The 15,885-nt window shown below is 60.6% G+C and carries 15 protein-coding genes and 1 tRNA gene; 5 read left to right on the plus strand and 11 right to left on the minus strand.

Annotated features, from left to right (window positions below; genetic code table 11):
- Positions 1 to 39: 39 nt before the first annotated feature.
- From HB376_RS01650 to HB376_RS01685, 8 genes are all read right to left on the minus strand, one after another.
- Positions 40 to 1,104, minus strand: a complete 1,065-nt coding sequence (locus HB376_RS01650; protein WP_213761680.1) for an OmpA family protein — start codon at positions 1,102 to 1,104, stop codon at positions 40 to 42.
- 94 nt (positions 1,105 to 1,198) lie between these two features.
- Positions 1,199 to 3,745 carry a YadA family autotransporter adhesin gene (locus tag HB376_RS01655; RefSeq protein WP_255631101.1) on the minus strand — a complete coding sequence of 849 codons (2,547 nt, stop codon included), beginning with the start codon at positions 3,743 to 3,745 and terminating at the stop codon, positions 1,199 to 1,201.
- 588 nt (positions 3,746 to 4,333) lie between these two features.
- Complete coding sequence (gene pcaC / locus HB376_RS01660) at positions 4,334 to 4,720, minus strand: 4-carboxymuconolactone decarboxylase (protein WP_165091834.1); 387 nt, start codon at positions 4,718 to 4,720, stop codon at positions 4,334 to 4,336.
- A gap of 1 nt (position 4,721) precedes the next feature.
- The gene (pcaD, locus tag HB376_RS01665) at positions 4,722 to 5,510 is read right to left on the minus strand and encodes a 3-oxoadipate enol-lactonase (protein WP_213761681.1); all 789 of its coding nucleotides are present in this window, start codon (positions 5,508 to 5,510) and stop codon (positions 4,722 to 4,724) included.
- Complete coding sequence (locus tag HB376_RS01670) at positions 5,510 to 6,895, minus strand: 3-carboxy-cis,cis-muconate cycloisomerase (RefSeq protein WP_213761682.1); 1,386 nt, start codon at positions 6,893 to 6,895, stop codon at positions 5,510 to 5,512. Before HB376_RS01670 ends, pcaD begins: the two co-directional genes overlap by 1 nt.
- The gene (pcaF, locus tag HB376_RS01675; RefSeq protein ID WP_213761683.1) at positions 6,895 to 8,097 is read right to left on the minus strand and encodes a 3-oxoadipyl-CoA thiolase; all 1,203 of its coding nucleotides are present in this window, start codon (positions 8,095 to 8,097) and stop codon (positions 6,895 to 6,897) included. Before pcaF ends, HB376_RS01670 begins: the two co-directional genes overlap by 1 nt.
- A gap of 23 nt (positions 8,098 to 8,120) precedes the next feature.
- Positions 8,121 to 8,789 carry a 3-oxoacid CoA-transferase subunit B gene (locus HB376_RS01680; RefSeq protein ID WP_213761684.1) on the minus strand — a complete coding sequence of 223 codons (669 nt, stop codon included), beginning with the start codon at positions 8,787 to 8,789 and terminating at the stop codon, positions 8,121 to 8,123.
- Positions 8,790 to 8,859: 70 nt separating this feature from the next.
- Complete coding sequence (locus tag HB376_RS01685) at positions 8,860 to 9,576, minus strand: 3-oxoacid CoA-transferase subunit A (RefSeq protein ID WP_213761685.1); 717 nt, start codon at positions 9,574 to 9,576, stop codon at positions 8,860 to 8,862.
- A gap of 236 nt (positions 9,577 to 9,812) precedes the next feature.
- On the opposite strand from HB376_RS01685, the gene HB376_RS01690 reads away from it, so the two are divergent.
- From HB376_RS01690 to HB376_RS01705, 4 genes are all read left to right on the plus strand, one after another.
- On the plus strand, positions 9,813 to 10,613 hold the full coding sequence (locus HB376_RS01690; RefSeq protein WP_213761686.1) for an IclR family transcriptional regulator: 801 nt from the start codon (positions 9,813 to 9,815) through the stop codon (positions 10,611 to 10,613).
- Positions 10,614 to 10,701: 88 nt separating this feature from the next.
- Positions 10,702 to 11,670, plus strand: coding sequence for a LysR family transcriptional regulator (locus HB376_RS01695; protein WP_213761687.1), 969 nt, complete (start codon positions 10,702 to 10,704; stop codon positions 11,668 to 11,670).
- A gap of 118 nt (positions 11,671 to 11,788) precedes the next feature.
- On the plus strand, positions 11,789 to 12,163 hold the full coding sequence (locus HB376_RS01700; RefSeq protein WP_213761688.1) for a hypothetical protein: 375 nt from the start codon (positions 11,789 to 11,791) through the stop codon (positions 12,161 to 12,163).
- A gap of 198 nt (positions 12,164 to 12,361) precedes the next feature.
- A tRNA-Pro gene (locus tag HB376_RS01705) sits at positions 12,362 to 12,438 on the plus strand.
- A 159-nt stretch (positions 12,439 to 12,597) separates the two neighbouring features.
- Here HB376_RS01705 and HB376_RS01710 read toward each other — a convergent pair.
- Positions 12,598 to 12,837, minus strand: a complete 240-nt coding sequence (locus HB376_RS01710; protein ID WP_213761689.1) for a hypothetical protein — start codon at positions 12,835 to 12,837, stop codon at positions 12,598 to 12,600.
- 511 nt (positions 12,838 to 13,348) lie between these two features.
- Between HB376_RS01710 and HB376_RS01715 the strand changes: the two genes are divergently transcribed.
- The gene (locus HB376_RS01715; protein WP_255631102.1) at positions 13,349 to 13,690 is read left to right on the plus strand and encodes a hypothetical protein; all 342 of its coding nucleotides are present in this window, start codon (positions 13,349 to 13,351) and stop codon (positions 13,688 to 13,690) included.
- Between the two features lie 127 nt (positions 13,691 to 13,817).
- On the opposite strand, the gene HB376_RS01720 is transcribed toward HB376_RS01715, so the two are convergent.
- Both HB376_RS01720 and HB376_RS01725 read right to left on the minus strand, forming a co-directional pair.
- On the minus strand, positions 13,818 to 14,144 hold the full coding sequence (locus HB376_RS01720) for an NIPSNAP family protein (RefSeq protein ID WP_213761690.1): 327 nt from the start codon (positions 14,142 to 14,144) through the stop codon (positions 13,818 to 13,820).
- Positions 14,145 to 14,276: 132 nt separating this feature from the next.
- On the minus strand, positions 14,277 to 15,776 hold the full coding sequence (locus HB376_RS01725; RefSeq protein WP_213761691.1) for an MFS transporter: 1,500 nt from the start codon (positions 15,774 to 15,776) through the stop codon (positions 14,277 to 14,279).
- Positions 15,777 to 15,885: the final 109 nt, after the last annotated feature.

A 15,885-nucleotide genomic window follows, 5' to 3' on the forward strand; every position in this document is an offset into this window, starting at 1 on the left:
CGCGTGGATGAGTGAATCCGTGCGCTTCACGTCCCCCCTTCACGTCCCCTGATCTTCCTTGTGTAAAAAGCGCAACTCGACACGCCGGTCGTTTGCCAGACAAGTCACCAGCGCACGTCGGTCGCGCATCCGGCAATCCGTTCCCGGCGATGCCCGGCCGTAACCTCGTGCCTGCACCACAGTCGTCACGCCGCCTGATATCAGATAACGCCGGACAGTCTCGGCACGCTGATGCGAGAGCCGCCGGTTGTAGACCCCGCTGCCTAGGCGGTCAGTGAAACCCGACACGGTAATCGACGACACGGCGCCGTCTCCCTTCACGTCCGCGATCAAACCATCGAGCCTCTCCCGGCCTTCCGATGTGATGGATTCAACGCTGCTGCCGTTGAACGCGAACAACGCGTCGACAGGTAACGCAACAAGCTTGGGCAATGGGTCGGACGAACTCACGTCCTCCCGCGGAATCACGCAGCCGTCAAGACTCTGCCGCGCTTCACCCAGTGTGGACTCGACCATGTCGACCTTGATTTTTGCCTTGTCGAACTGGCGGGTCCACGCATCATGGCCCGCGTGCATCAACTTGACTTCGGCGCATGCTGTCTGCTTTTGCGCCTGCGGGCAATAGATAAACCGCGGATCGGCAATGATCGCCTGCAGACTCGTCGTCAGGTCCGGACGCAGCACTGCGACCGTCCGCAGCGATGGGTTTTCGGGCGACAACGGCTGTGTACCTTCAAGTCCGGCGGTCAGGTGCGCAGCCTCGCCGATAGACTCTTCTACAAAGCCCCAACGATCTCCAGCATCGATCTCGCTTTTTGCCACGTCGATCCAGCATTGGTCTTTGTAGCCAAAATAATTGGCCTTGCGTTCATCCAGTTGGTCGAGTCGTGCTTGCAGTAGTACAAGCACCTCACGAGGTTTCTCAATTTGCCCGTAGACGCTCGCCCAGGGCTCAACAGCCGCACCCGCTTGCGTGCTTTGCTGCGTGCCGAACCCCGTTTGCAGAACGGTTGGATCCTGGATGCCCAGGCTGTCACGCAATTCCGTGTTGGCGCAGCCCGCCAGCGCATAGATGCAGGCTGCGGCGAGGATAATGTTTTTCATGGTTCGACCCGGTGACATCCACGGCGCATTGAGCTCCGTGGACTTGCTGTGCGTACCGCCCGTGACGGCGGCAATGTTCAATTCGCTACGCTGGTCAGCTGCCGAACACGTAACCCACGCCCGCACGCACAATGGTGCTGTTGCCACCCGACGACGACACTCCGCCATTGAAGTTGATGTTGCCCTTGTCATTCCAGCGCGAAACGCCAATACCCATTGCCGCCTGCCCGCGATAAGCGGCGACACCCGCATTCAGCGTCGTTCGTCCCGGCAGGTACGGCGTCACGACGTTGAGCGCCGACGCGGCCGCAATCCCCTTGCGCGTGTTGCGGTCGAGGTCGCGAATTTGCTGGTCGGTATTATTGAAGCGCTGATCGGTATAGCTGTTGGCCTGATTGAGCGTGGAACTGGCTGACTGGTTTAATTGGCTCAGGTTGACGGCGTCCGTTGCTGACGTACCGGCCGCTACGTTGGTGATCTGCCGCTCGCTGCCCACCGCTCCCACCGATACCGACGACGCGCGATCCGCCAGCGAGCCCGCCCCCAGCGCCACCGAATTAGCGGCGCTGGCCGTGGCGTTCGCGCCCATCGCGACGGCATGCGTGCCGCTCGCCGTCGCCGCTTCGGTTGATGTATCGCCGGCCGCGCTATAAAGCGCGCTGCTTGATGTCACGAAGTTGCTGACATGGCTAACGATATCGTTCAACTGACCCAGGTTCACGGCGTCTGTGGCAAGCGTGCCGGCGGCTACGTTATGGATTGCTGTGCCGCCGGCAATGCCCTGTCCGAGCGTGACGTTGCCGAAATCCGTCGCACCGCTTGCGTTCTTGTCGTAAGCCAACGCGGTGACTGCCTTGCCGGTCTGATCGACCAGACCGGCACTCTTCAGTTGCCCAACGTTGACCGCATCCGTGTCGGCAGTGCCTGCCTGGACATTGGTGATCTGCCGCTCATTGCCCGCCGCGCCCACCGACACGCTATTCAACCGGTCCGCCACCGAGTTCGCGCCGAGGGCAACCGTGTTGCCGGCAATGGCTTGCGCATTACCGCCGATCGCAGTGGCGTTGAGGCCACTTGCGGATGCTGCGGCAAGCGTTGTGTTCGATACAAAGTATTTGAGCGCGGCGCCGTTCTGCAAGCCGTCGACAAGTTGCGCCGTCTGGAACAACTGGTCACCGTTAACCGCGTCCGTGCTGCCCGCTTTTACGGCTCCGGCCGCGACGTTGTGCAATGCGACGGGCGAAACGGCGTCCGAACCACCCAGCGTCACGCTGCTTCGATTGACCGAGCCATCCGCTTTTGAGTCGTAGGTAATGGCAGCAACCGTATTACCCGTTGGGTCGATCAGACCTGCGCTTTTCAGTTGCGCCACGTTCACGGCGTCCTGATCCGCGACGCCCGCCTTCACGTTCGACAAGATCGTGCCGCCGGTTCCACCCAGCACGACGTTCGATTTGCTGTCGTCCGTGTACGACAGTTTCAACGGTTCCGCACGCGTCAGCGTGGCGAGCGAGGCAGCAACGTCTTGTACGTTCGTATTGGTCGCGTTCAGTTGGGCGCCGTTGACGGCGTCGCTGCTTTGTACGCTCAACGCGCCCGCCTTCAGGTTGGTGAGCGCTACCGCAGGTGCGCCCGGTTGGCCCCCGAGCGTCACCATGCTCTTGTCCGCAGTGTCATACGCGACAAATCCATTGGCCCTCTCGCCCAGCGCGTTGAACTGGCTCATGTTGACTGCGTCCGTGGCACTGATCCCAGGCGCCACATGCACGATTCGCCGCTCCGACCCGACGTCACCCACGGATACCACGTTGTCCAGCGAACCGTCGCTGTTCGCGCCAAGCACGATGCTGTTCTGTCCTCTCGCGGTTACGTTGCTGCCCAGGACGAACGAATCCGCGCCTGATGCTACGTTACTGTTTCCAATCACGTAGGTCCCCGCGCCATTCACGGAGTTATCCTTGCCAATCGCTCCGGCAGCCGCCGAATAAACCTGCGCACCCGAGCCAATTGCAAGGGAATCCGTGGCGTCTGCATTGACGGACGTGCGCCAGCCCATGGCAAGTCCATGGTCCGAATAAACACTGGTGCGAACGCCGAGTGCAGTGGATTCACTGCCCGATGCCGACACCCCTGCTCCGAGCGCCACCGAGCCTGTCGCCGCGCTCGCATATGAGCCGGCAGCAACGGAATAGTCCCCGTTCGCGTGCGCGTTCACGCCGATTGCAACCGCGTTCGTACCGGTCGCTACGGTAGGCGTTGAGCCGTCGATTGGCCCGGATACGATCAGCTGATCCGGTGTAAGGCTGGACGCGGATAAGGCAACCGCCGCAACCCGGCCGGCACCTTCACTGCCCGACCCGGAAGCACGTGGCGCAACAGCGCTCAATGCCTCGCGCACTTGTGATGAATAGACCTGAGCGCGTTCGCTTGAACCCTTCGCCAGGTTGTCGACAAGCACAGCGCTCGATACTTGCGGCACCGCCATCAAGGAGAATGGAGCGAGCGCCAGGAATATCGCAGTGCCCTTTTTCGTTCGCCGACTGGAGCACGCAATCTTCGAAAGACCGTGCGAGCCAGCCTCACGCAGGCCAGTGGACACTTCATTTTGCTTCTTCAATACCACGCGCTGCGTCTTGTTCATTTCTTTTGCTCACTCAGGTCTTGGACGCGCGGACGCGCCCTCGGAATCATTTGGCATCGGGTCCCGGGTGGTCGATCGATCAGGACCAGCGACTTGAGCGTGCGCAGGAACGCACATGGCCGCCGATTTGCCTCGGCAGCCAGCAGACACGGATCAATGTGGTTCCCGTCAGGCAGAAAGCCGGTAGCACGCTCGTGTGCCACTGTGACAGGTCAAGATAAATTTCCCCTATCAGTAAACTCTTAAAACGACGGAAGATAGGCCATTCGATAGAGGATTCGAGCGTTTTATCCGGACTATTCGTGTTTATTTGGCACCAGTGACCAGGATGAGATATCCCGGGACGCGCCTTGCGAGTATCCTGAATGAGCTAAAACGTCGAGCGCGTGTTCAGACACGCAAGGTCAGAAAAACCAAAACCCGCTACCCCAAATGCAAAGACGGCGGCGTGGTTCACCACGTCGCCGTCCTGATCAAACAAAATGCAAACAACATCCAACCAACCGCCACACATCCAGCACGGCACCTTGTCAGGCCATGCTCATCTCCACCCTGCTTCTGAATCTCGTTTGACTGCCAGGACGACTGCTACGCCGCGCGATCGTCCTCATCGAAGATCTTTTGTGCCAGATGGAATGCCGAATTTGCTGCCGGTACCCCACAGTAAATAGCGGTCTGCAGCAGCACTTCCTTGATTTCCTCACGCGTGACGCCATTGTTTTTTGCTGCCCGCAAATGCAGCGCCAGTTCTTCGCTGCGGTTGAGCGCGACCATCATCGAAATGGTCAGAAGGCTGCGGGTATGGCGCGGCAAGCCGGGGCGGGTCCAGATGTCGCCCCATGCGTAACGCGTGATCAGGTTCTGGAATTCGGTCGTGAGATCCGTGCGGTTCTCAAGCGAACGCGTGACGTGCGCATCGCCAAGCACCGCGCGGCGCACGCTCAATCCGGCTTCATAACGTTCGTCTTCGGTCATGTCAGGCTCCCAGGAAATCGAGCAACGTTTTCGTGTAGACGTCCGCTTGCTCGATATTCGACAAGTGCGCGGCATCGAGTTCGACATAACGCGCGCCCGCAATGTACCCGGCCAGTTCGCGCCCTTGCGCAGCGGTCGTGGACTGGTCATGCGTGCCCGAAATAACCAACACCGGCGCCTTGATGGTCTTCGCTTCTTCACGTGCATCGGCGTCGCGGATCGCCTCGCAATTCGATGCATAACCTTCGCCGGAAGTGTGGCGGAACACGTCGCGAATACCTGACAGCAAAAGCGGGTGCGCCGCCATGAAGCCAGCCGTGAACCAGCGCGGCAGGACGGCATCGGCCAATGCAGGCATGCCGCCCTCCTCGCGGGCCTTCGCCGCCCGGGGCGTCCATACCGCGTCCGAGCCAATCAGCGCCGCCGTATTCGACAGCACCACGCGCGCGAAGCGCTCCGGGTGGCGTGCGGCGAGCGCGATGCCGGTCAGCCCGCCCATCGAAAGGCCGCAATAGTGCGCGCGCTCGATGCCGAGCGTGTCGAGCAAACCGATCACGTCTCCCACGAGCTGCGCGAGTGTGTACGGACCCTTGGGCGCATCCGAACGGCCATGACCACGCGTGTCGTAACGCAACACGCGATATTTCGCGGCGAGCGTTTCGACTTGCGGTGTCCACATCGAGATGTCGGCGCCGAGCGAATTCGACAACACGAGCCAGGGTGCATCGCTCCCGGCGGTGGCGTCGATGCGATAGAAGAGTTGAATACCGTTGACGGCGGCAAAAGGCATTACGGAAGACTCCTGGATGAAGGGAGCCGATGCACGCGCAGCGCGGCATCGACAAAAGCATGCGCCTGACCCACGTAGTTCGCCGGATCGAGCAGGGCTTGCAGTTGGACAAGAGAGAGATGTTGCGCGACACGCGCGTCGTTCGCGAGCACGTCGTAAAGGGTCGCGCCGGTTGCCACGGCTTGCTTCGATGCATGTTCCACGAGCGTGTGCGCGTCGAGTCGGCCAATTCGGTCGCCGAGCGCGAGCATCACCGCTTCGCCGAGAATCAATCCATGCGTGAGATCCAGATTGGCTGCGAGCCGCTCGGCGTTCACTTCGATATCCAGGACAATCGCCGTGATCTGCGCGAGTGCGCCGCCCGTGAGGCGGGCAAGATCGGGCAATGCTTCCCATTCGGCCTGCCAGCCGCCGAGCGCCCGTTCATGTTCCTGAACCATGCCGCTGAACACGGTCGCAACCAGATTTGGCGCGCGCATGGCGGCCGTTAAAACAGCAGCGCAGCCCACGGGGTTGCGCTTGTGCGGCATCGTCGATGAACCGCCCTTGCCCGTCGCGGCCGGCTCGGCCAGTTCGCCGACTTCCGTCTGCATGTGCAGCGAGATATCGCGGGCGATTTTTCCGAGCGTACCGGTCAGCATGCCGAAACAGGCCGCCGCTTCGGCTATGCGGTCGCGTTGGGTATGCCATGGCAACGAAGGACGTTGCAGGCCGAGGTCATCGGCGAGCGATTGGGCGACCAACGGCGCCTTGTCCCTCAGGCTCGCCAACGTGCCGGCCGCGCCGCCGAATTGCAGCGCAAGCACGCGCGACCGGCACTGCGCAAGACGCTCGCGATGCCGCGTCAGCGCATCGAGCCATTGAGCAAATTTAAGCCCGAGCGTGATCGGCAACGCCTGCTGAAGCCAGGTCCTGCCGATTGCCGGCGTTGTCCGATATGCCTCCGCCTGACTGGCAAGCGCGTCGCAAGCCTCGTTCAAACCCGCTTCCAATAAGTCGAACGTGGAACGCAACTGTAAAACCGTGCCGGTATCGATGATGTCCTGGCTCGTCGCGCCCCAATGCACGTACTTGGCGGCGTCGGCATCTTTACGCTTGACCGCCGCGGTCAGCAACTTCACCAGCGGAATCGCGAGATTGCCGCCGGATGCGGCGCCGGCCATCAACGCGTCAGGATCAATCAGATCAGCGTTGCAAGCGGCCACGATCGCCACCACTGCACTAGAAGGAATCACGCCATGCTCAGCCGATGCCCGCGCGAGCGCCGCCTCCACATCCAGCATCGACTGGACGGTCTGGCGCGCGGACCACACGGCGTTCATCTCGCGCGTGCCGCAGATCAGGTCCGTCAGCCGTCCCGCCGCCGAAAATGTCGGCTCAGACATCACACGCGCTCGATGGCGATCGCAATGCCTTGACCCACGCCGATACACATCGTGCACAGCGCAAAGCGTCCGCCGGTCCGATGCAACTGATACGTCGCGGTCGTCACCAGGCGCGCGCCGCTCATGCCGAGCGGATGGCCGAGCGCGATTGCGCCGCCGTTCGGATTGACGCGGGGATCTTCATCAGCAATGCCGAGCAGGCGCAGCACAGCCAAACCTTGCGATGCAAACGCCTCGTTCAGCTCGATCACATCGAATTGATCGATGGTCATGCCCAGGCGCTTCATCAGCTTTTGCGACGCCGGCGCCGGACCAATGCCCATCACGCGCGGCGGCACGCCGGCGGTTGCAATGCCCAACACGCGCGCACGCGGCACGAGGCCGAAACGCTTGGCGCTGTCTTCATCGGCGATCAGCAAAGCCGCCGCGCCATCGTTCACGCCCGACGCGTTGCCCGCCGTCACCGTGCCATCCGGACGCACGACGCCCTTCAATCTCGCGAGCGCTTCCATGCTCGTTTCACGCGGATGTTCGTCCTGCGAGACCAGCACCGGATCGCCCTTTTTTTGCGCGATGGAAACCGGCACGATCTCTTGCGCGAGCGAGCCATCCTTCTGAGCGCGCGACGCTTTCTGCTGGCTGCGCACTGCAAACGCGTCCTGATCTTCGCGGCTAACCTTATAGTCGGTCGCGACGTTTTCGGCCGTTTCCGGCATCGAATCCACGCCGTACATCTTCTTCATCAGCGGATTGATGAAACGCCAGCCGATGGTCGTATCGAAGATCTCTGCCTGGCGCGAAAACGCCGTGGTCGCCTTGCCCTGCACGAACGGCGCACGGCTCATGCTTTCCACGCCGCCCGCAATCATCAGCGCCGCTTCGCCCGACTTGATTGCCCGCGCGGCCACGCCGATTGCGTCCATGCCCGATCCGCACAAGCGGTTGATCGTCGAGCCGGACACGCCGTCGGGCAAACCGGCCAACAGGGCAGACATGCGCGCGACGTTGCGGTTGTCCTCGCCCGCCTGGTTCGCGCAACCGAAGATCAGGTCGTCGACGGCGTTCCAGTCCACGTCCTTATTGCGCTCCATCAATGCGCGCAACGGCACGGCGCCGAGGTCGTCGGCACGAACTGAGGACAACGCGCCGCCGTAACGGCCGACCGGCGTGCGAATCGCGTCGCAAATAAAAGCTTCTTTCATGCCCATCTCCTTGACTACTCCGATTACGCGTCGAGCGTGGTAGCCGCTTCGAGCGGTTCAAACGTCAGCGGCACCTGCGCCAGTTTCTGCAATTCGTCGAACGACAGCCCTTCGATAATTTCCCGCACCACGAAGCCATTCGGCGTCACGTCGAATACACCGTGATCCGTATACACGCGGTTCACGCAATTCACGCCCGTCACCGGATAGGAACATTCGGGCACCAGCTTGCTTTCGCCCTGCTTGGTGAGCAGTTCCATCATCACGTAGACCTTCTTCGCGCCGATCGCCAGATCCATCGCGCCGCCGACAGCAGGAATGGCGTCGGGCGCGCCGGTATGCCAGTTCGCGAGATCGCCTTTGGCCGACACCTGGAACGCGCCGAGCACGCAGATATCGAGGTGGCCGCCGCGCATCATCGCGAACGAATCGGCGTGGTGGAAATATGCGCCGCCGGTGAGCAGCGTCACGTGTTGTTTGCCGGCGTTGATCAGTTCGTCATCTTCCGCGCCCTTCTCCGGCGCCGGGCCCATTCCGAGCAGACCGTTTTCGCTATGCAGGAAGATTTCGCGATCCGCCGCGAGATGGTTGGCGACGAGCGTCGGCACGCCAATGCCGAGATTCACATACGCGCCTTCCTGAATGTCACGGGCGACGCGTTGCGCCATTTCGTCACGAGTCAGTTTTTTCATGTCGATGTCCTTGCTTGATGCATTCGTTGTTGCGGCTGGGCTAAAAGGCTTGCAGCTAAGCGGCACTCGCTCAAGCCGCTTTCGCCGCTGCCGTCTCTGCCGCCAGCTCTGCCGCGTGCACCGCTTGCGGCACTTCAATCACGCGCTGCACGAAGATGCCCGGCGTCACGATATCTTCCGGGTCCAACCCGCCGAGCGGCACCACTTGCGATACCTGCACGACGGCCGTTTTTGCTGCCATCGCCATGATTGGGCCGAAGTTGCGTGCCGTTTTCCGATACACCAGATTGCCCCACCGATCGCCCTTGAATGCCTTGATCAGCGCGAAATCGGCGTGCAGCGGCGCTTCGAGCACGTAATGCCGGCCATCGATAAAACGCGTCTCCTTGCCTTCCGCCAGCTTCGTGCCGTAGGCCGTCGGCGTAAAAAATCCACCAATGCCCGCGCCCGCCGCGCGAATGCGCTCAGCGAGGTTGCCTTGCGGCACGAGTTCGAGTTCAAGTTCGCCCGCGCGATACAAGCCGTCGAACACTTGCGAATCGCTCTGACGCGGAAACGAGCAGATGATCTTGCGCACGCGTTTCGCTTTTAACAGCGCCGCGAGACCCGTCTCGCCATTGCCTGCATTGTTGTTCACGATGGTCAGTTCGCGTGCGCCCTGTTCGATCAGCGCATCGATCAGTTCCGACGGCATGCCCGCCGTGCCGAACCCGCCGATCATCACGGTCGCGCCGTCCTGAACGTCCTTCACCGCTGAACTCAGCGAATCGAAAATCTTGTTGATCATGCCGTCTCTTCCTTTGACGAATGCCGAATGCATCGAAGCCGCATTGCAACTGAATCAAAGCGCGCCGGGTGACTTGATCTTGCCCGGCGTCGCTTGCATTTTTAAGTTCGCTGTGCGAACATCGATTCGTTTAGCGAACAAACGTCATGGTATTCCCGCATTCGTTGCGCTGTCAATGATCCTCGGGTTTGTACCGATGCACTCGCAATGTGCTCGATTCATAGGACCCAATAGCGATGACCACGTCCCCTGCCGAAGCCGATTCTCCCTCGCGGCCCGGCGATGCTTACGTGCAGTCGTTTGCGCGTGGTTTGTCGGTCATCCGCTCCTTCGATGCCACGCGTCCGGCGCAGACCTTGTCCGAGGTCGCCGCCGCGTCGGGGCTGACCCGCGCGGGCGCGCGCCGCATTCTGCTTACCCTTCAGGCGCTCGGTTACGTCGACGCCGACGGGCGTTATTTCACGCTGACCGCGAAAATCCTCGACCTTGGTTTTGCCTACCTGACATCGATGCCGTTCTGGAACCTGGCCGAACCGGTGATGGAAGAGTTGGTCGGCCAGGTGCACGAGAGTTGTTCGGCCGCCGTGTTGAACGGCACGGAGATCGTGTACGTGCTGCGCGTGCCCACGCATAAGATCATTACGATCAACCTGTCTATCGGCAGCCGTTTGCCCGCGTTTTGCACGTCGCTCGGACGCGTCCTGCTGGCCTCGCTCGACGAAGACAAACTCGACGCCGTGCTCGATGCCAGTCCGCTGGAAGCCCGCACGCCCCGCACGCTGACCGATAAAATCGCGCTGAAAGCCGCGCTGACCGTGGTGCGCAAGCAAGGCTGGGCGATCGTCGATCAGGAACTGGAAGAAGGTCTGATTTCGATGTCAGCGCCCATCCGCGACCGCCAGGGACGCGTGATCGCGGCGTTGAATATCAGCGGCAATGCGCAGCGCAAAAACGCGAAGCAGATGGTGAAGGCATTTCTCGACCCGCTGCTGGACGCGGCCCAACGCGTTTCCGAGATGGTCGCGAGACGAGGCTAGACGGAGGCCGATGAACGCGGCATGAAGACAAACGCCGCTAGACTGAGCACTTTGTTTCCTGCCAGGAAAGTGTCATGGATGCCGAGTCATGGATGCATTAACCAGCCTGCGAGTATTCCGCGATGTCGTCGAAGCCGGCAGCTTTGTCAAAGCCGCCGAGCGGCTGGATATTTCCACCGCGATGACCAGCAAGCACGTCGCCAATCTCGAACGGCAACTGGGTGTTCGCTTGCTGAACAGGACCACGCGTCATCTGAGCCTGACGGAAGCCGGCAGTGTTTATTACGAGCAGTGCCGGGAAGCGCTGGATATTTTGCAGGCCGCCGAAGCCGCGGTCGGGTCGCAAACCGATCAACCGCGAGGCGTGCTGAAGATCACGGCGCCGGGCTGGTTCGCGACCGCGAAGTTCGCCGATATCCTGGTCGCCTATCGGGCGCGTTATCCGGACGTACTGATCGATCTGCGGCTGGAAAACCGCTTCGTCGATCTGGTGGAAGAAGGTTATGACATGGCATTGCGGGCAACGTCAGAACCTTCTCCCACGATGATCGTGCGACCGCTTTGCAAAGTGCCGTTCGTGCTCGTGGGCTCGCCGGATTATCTGAAGCGGCGGGGTTATCCGCGGCATCCCAGCGAACTCAGCGAACGTTATGAAATCGTTCTGCCGACGTACACCAGCGTGGACACCGTTGAGTTCTCCGGTCCCGACGGCGTTTTCACGGTGAAAAACAGCGCCGTACTCAAGACCAACGACAGCTCCATGATGCTGCAACTCGTGCGCGCTGGAATTGGCCTCGCCTACTTCCCCGAATGGATCGTGGCACAGGAACTGGCGTCAGGCGTTCTGACGCGCCTTTTCCCCGACTACACCACGTTCGCACCGCGCGTATACGCCGTCTACACGAGCCGCAAATACATGACGACCAAGGTGCGTACTTTCATCGATTTCGTCTCGGCAGCACTCGCCGCCGATGATTCCGTCGACCGTTCCATGCCGCATCAGGTTGCCCCCGCCCGGTCGCGTGGATCTTCGCCGACGCCTCGAAAACTAGGATAAATCGTATTCAAATCACGCTACCGCTCATGTGAAGATCGCGCCACTTCGCTCGTTGGGCTCTCCGGAACCGACGATCGATGGCTCTTTCCTTCTAACAAGACCACCGAGCGGACGTGTGATGAATTTCCCCTGGTTTCCGTTGATCCTCAATTTCGCGTTGTTGGGGGCGTTTGTGTTTGTCTGCAACACGTTGAATGCCGGCCGCCGCGCGCCGGTGTTCAACGGCGCGCTCATTTTCATTGGCTTCTGCGGTCTGGCGATGCTGCTGGATTTCACGCTGACTTTCGTTTTTGCTTCAGCTACCACGACCGATCGTGAGCGATACATCGATCTATCGTCGTTGTCCGCTTGTGGCGAACGCGCAGTGGCTTACGCAATTCCTTGCGTCGTTGCCGCTGTGATGGCTTTGAGGTTTCGCGCGAGGAGAGGCCCCGTCGAGCCATCAGTGACCATCCATACGTCCGAGTACACACAGTCCGAGTTGCGGTATTGAGTTTGCTTGAGTTTGCAGGCCATAAGGCTATAGGCCCTGGCAGCACCGCCCCGAACCGCGAAGTCGTTTTCCGGCATCCGGCACGGTGGCGGAATGAACGCCATTTGCTCGCTGGAAGAGTGAAACTGACGGGCTTTGCTTCGAAGATGAGTCTGCAGGTTCTAAAATCCAAGAGTCTCTGATATACTTTTGATCTTTCGGGGCGTAGCGCAGCCTGGTAGCGTACCTGCATGGGGTGCAGGGGGTCGCAAGTTCAAATCTTGTCGCCCCGACCAAGATAGTTGTAGGAAAATCAAGGACTTAGCCTTAACGGGCTAAGTCCTTTTTTCTTTGCTCACGCACTCCTCCACTCCGAGTGCATTCGCGTGAACCGTTTGAGTCAGAGCCGAAGTCAGAGCCGATCAGGTCAGTTCGTAGACAGCAGCGGTCCCGGCTCAGGTCGCAATCAAAGCATCAACTCGTAAATCCTGGGAGAGCTCAACGGTTGGCGCTACGCTGCTGATCAAGTTGAGCAGAGCGGCTAGCCATACTTTGTCTTGAGCCCGGAGTCCCGGGCGCGCCAGAAGGCACTCTATGTGCGTAGACCAGTAGATGCCACGAATCAAACGTGGCCGCCGAACGAGTTCATGCAGCGTCTTTTCCACCATGTCGATTTCTGCGCTTACCGACTTCATTGCGGTCTCCGGTGTAATAGGTAGCGCTCTGTATGACGACAAGAATTGGGAAAACTTTAGCCACAGTGCGGCTGACCTGGCGCCAGGTTCCGCCCCGACAACGCGTGGAACAAAGGCGCTTTGCCCCGCGATCTGCGGTGCTCCACCCTTCCGCCGACGATCGCGGTAGCCCCGTCCGGGACACAACAGCCGTGCTGCCGGGGACGCACCGCATCGACCGCCGCCAGTCGCAGAGCAGACATTTTAAAGGTGTAAGAAGCACCACGCGGGCTTACAGTCAGATCAGGCCCGCACCCGGACGTGATTGACGACGCCCTCGCTGCCTGTTCCGCCAGCGGTCTCATCGGTCAGAGCATACGTGCTTAAAAGCGACCGCATCGCGCTCACCGACCCAGCCCGGGACCTGACGCAGGACAGCCGGGGCCGCGCCGCGTATCCTGACGGGAGCGCAGCGGCTATAGAGTGATCCATGAACGGGGGTCGGAAGTCCACGACTCAAGGAGGACGAGCCATGGGAAACAGATATGAACGCTCGCGCATGTCGCGTTCGTTCACATACAAAGGTATCCAATACCATCCAGGAGTACTGGTGGTTCTTGCCGTGCAGTTGCTCTGTCTGAGCGTGTTCGCGTTTTCACCGGACAGTTTTAATCACAACAAGTGGTTGTCCGCGGCAATCGCATTCAGCCTGCTCTTCGGGCTGATTCTGTCGCTCGGTTTTATCGGAACGTGGAATCAGTTCAGAGACGATATCGGCCCGTGGACGTTCTTCAACACGAACCCGGTCGAATCTGCCGTTGCGATAGCCACGGCTGGTGAGGCCCTTGCGATTTTGTTGAAACCGCTAGGCTAAGAGATGAAAACTGGGGTTTGAGCCGCACCGGGCACGCCCTGCGTTCACGAAGCGCACGTTCGCGAGCCAGTTACAAAAAAGCCCGGGTATCGAATCCGATAACCGGGCAGATCGCTACATCAAACTATCAACGCAAAGCCGAATAAGCCGTCGGCGACAGAAAGTGATTTTCAATCCGCTCGACGATAGGCGCCTTCGCCTCGGTTTCGGCACGCTTGGCGATCCACTCGGCGTCGGCCTGGAACGCGTTCCACTTGATTTCGCGCTCGGCCAGGCTTTCCCATTTCAGCAAGTACGTCAGCGCGTGGTTGCTTGGACCGGCCAGCGTGGTCCAGAACCCGATCGGTTCGATTCCGTATTTCTTGAAAAAGCCGAGCGTAATGTTCGCGAACCGGTCGTTCAATGCGGGCAGACGACCCGGCGCGCAGTGATAAATACGCATTTCAACGATCATTTTGTTCCTCATGGACATGGAGTAATGCAGCGATCAAACCCGCTGCGGTTGGAATTCGCCATGAGGGATCGTACCGGCGTTTGGCGCAGTCCGCACGCGACGAAGCAAACATTCGCCTACCCCGCGCCGCCATCAAGCGTGTTTGACGGTGACGGAAGCCGTATCGAAATCCTCGGCATCGACGTCATAGCCCGACGGTTCCCACCGAATTGCCAGCAGCGCGATCAAACCGGCAAGCGGCGCGATCGCGATAATCCAGAACACCTTGGTGCCGAGCGCCGCCGAAAGCACGGGGAACAGGAACAGCGAAACGGTTGAGCTCGCGCGCATCAGCGTCTGATTGAAACCCACGCCCACACCACGCAACGACGTCGGATAACTAAGCGATGCAAACGTCATGCTGTGCGAACCGGGACCGAAGCCTTGCCCAAGCAGGAAAACCGCGAGAAACCCGATTGCAAGCGCGACCTGCGCGACGCCCGCAGGACGGCCGACCACCGCCAGCCCGATCAACGCCGCCAGTTGGAACGCGTAACCCAGCACGGTCAGCTTCCACGCGCCGACCTTCGGCACCGTCCGCACGGCAATCAATCCCCCCACGAAAGCAAAACACAGATTCAACGCGAGCGCGGCGAGAATGGTAGTGAGCATCGACTGCGCGAGGAAGCTGGAAATGATGACCGGCAATCCGAACGCGACCGCGTTGTACGCAAACGACGAAGCCACCGCGATGACAGTTGCAAGCACCGTACGTCGCAGGTACACGCCGCGCAGCAACGCGCCGTAATTGCTCCATGTCGCTTTATGCACGGTTTTTTTGGCGCTTTGCAGCGCGGCCGGATCGACCTCGACATCAAGGCCGTACGAGCGCTTCAAGATCTGCGCCGCGCCACGCAAGTCGCCCTGATTCGCGGCCCAGACCGGTGACTCGCTGATATATCGGCTACGAATCGCAATGATCACGAGCGCCGGCAGCGCGCCGAAACCCAGCGTCAGCCGCCACAGCCAGCCGGAATGGCTGGCAGGCAATACGGCGTATAACGCGAGCACGAGCAAATAGGACACGCTGATGGCGGCGTACCAGGTCGGGCACCACATCGCGATGCGCGCCGCCTTGTTGCCGCGCCCGTTCAGCCGCGAAAACTCCGCCAGGAAAGCCATCGCGACCGGTAAATCGATGCCCACGCCCAATCCCATGACAAAACGTGCGCCACCGAGCACCCAGGCATTGGGCGCGAGTCCACACGCAATCGCGGCGACCACGAAGAAGAACATGTCGGCCATGAAAACGCGATACCGGCCGATCTTGTCGGTCAGATACCCGCCCAGGAACGCGCCGATGATCGCGCCGAACGTAATCGCTGAAGCGACAAAACCGGTCGCGGCCGGCGTGAGCGAAAACTCGCGGGCAATGTCCTTCACCCCGAACGCGAGCGCGCCGAGATCATAGGCGTCGAGGAACACGCCACCGAGCGCAATGGCAATAACGATGCGCGCGTCGCTGCCGACCGCGGCGCCACGATTGACGAGCTGTGAGACATCGGCCGCACTGCGGATAACGGGACGCGCGGCGGCTGACGCGGATCCGGATGCGGACGCGACGGCGGGCTCGGGTGCAAAGGAAATCGACATGGGACGGGATGCAATAGCGGAGGCTGCGGAACGCGCGATCCTACCGGCGTACGCGCGTCATCCCAAATTCATTTTTGTTATTTGTCGAATGACGGCTAACAGAACGCTC

The sequence above is a fragment of the Caballeronia sp. dw_19 genome, assembly GCF_018449515.1.
In the GTDB taxonomy this organism is placed as follows: domain Bacteria; phylum Pseudomonadota; class Gammaproteobacteria; order Burkholderiales; family Burkholderiaceae; genus Caballeronia.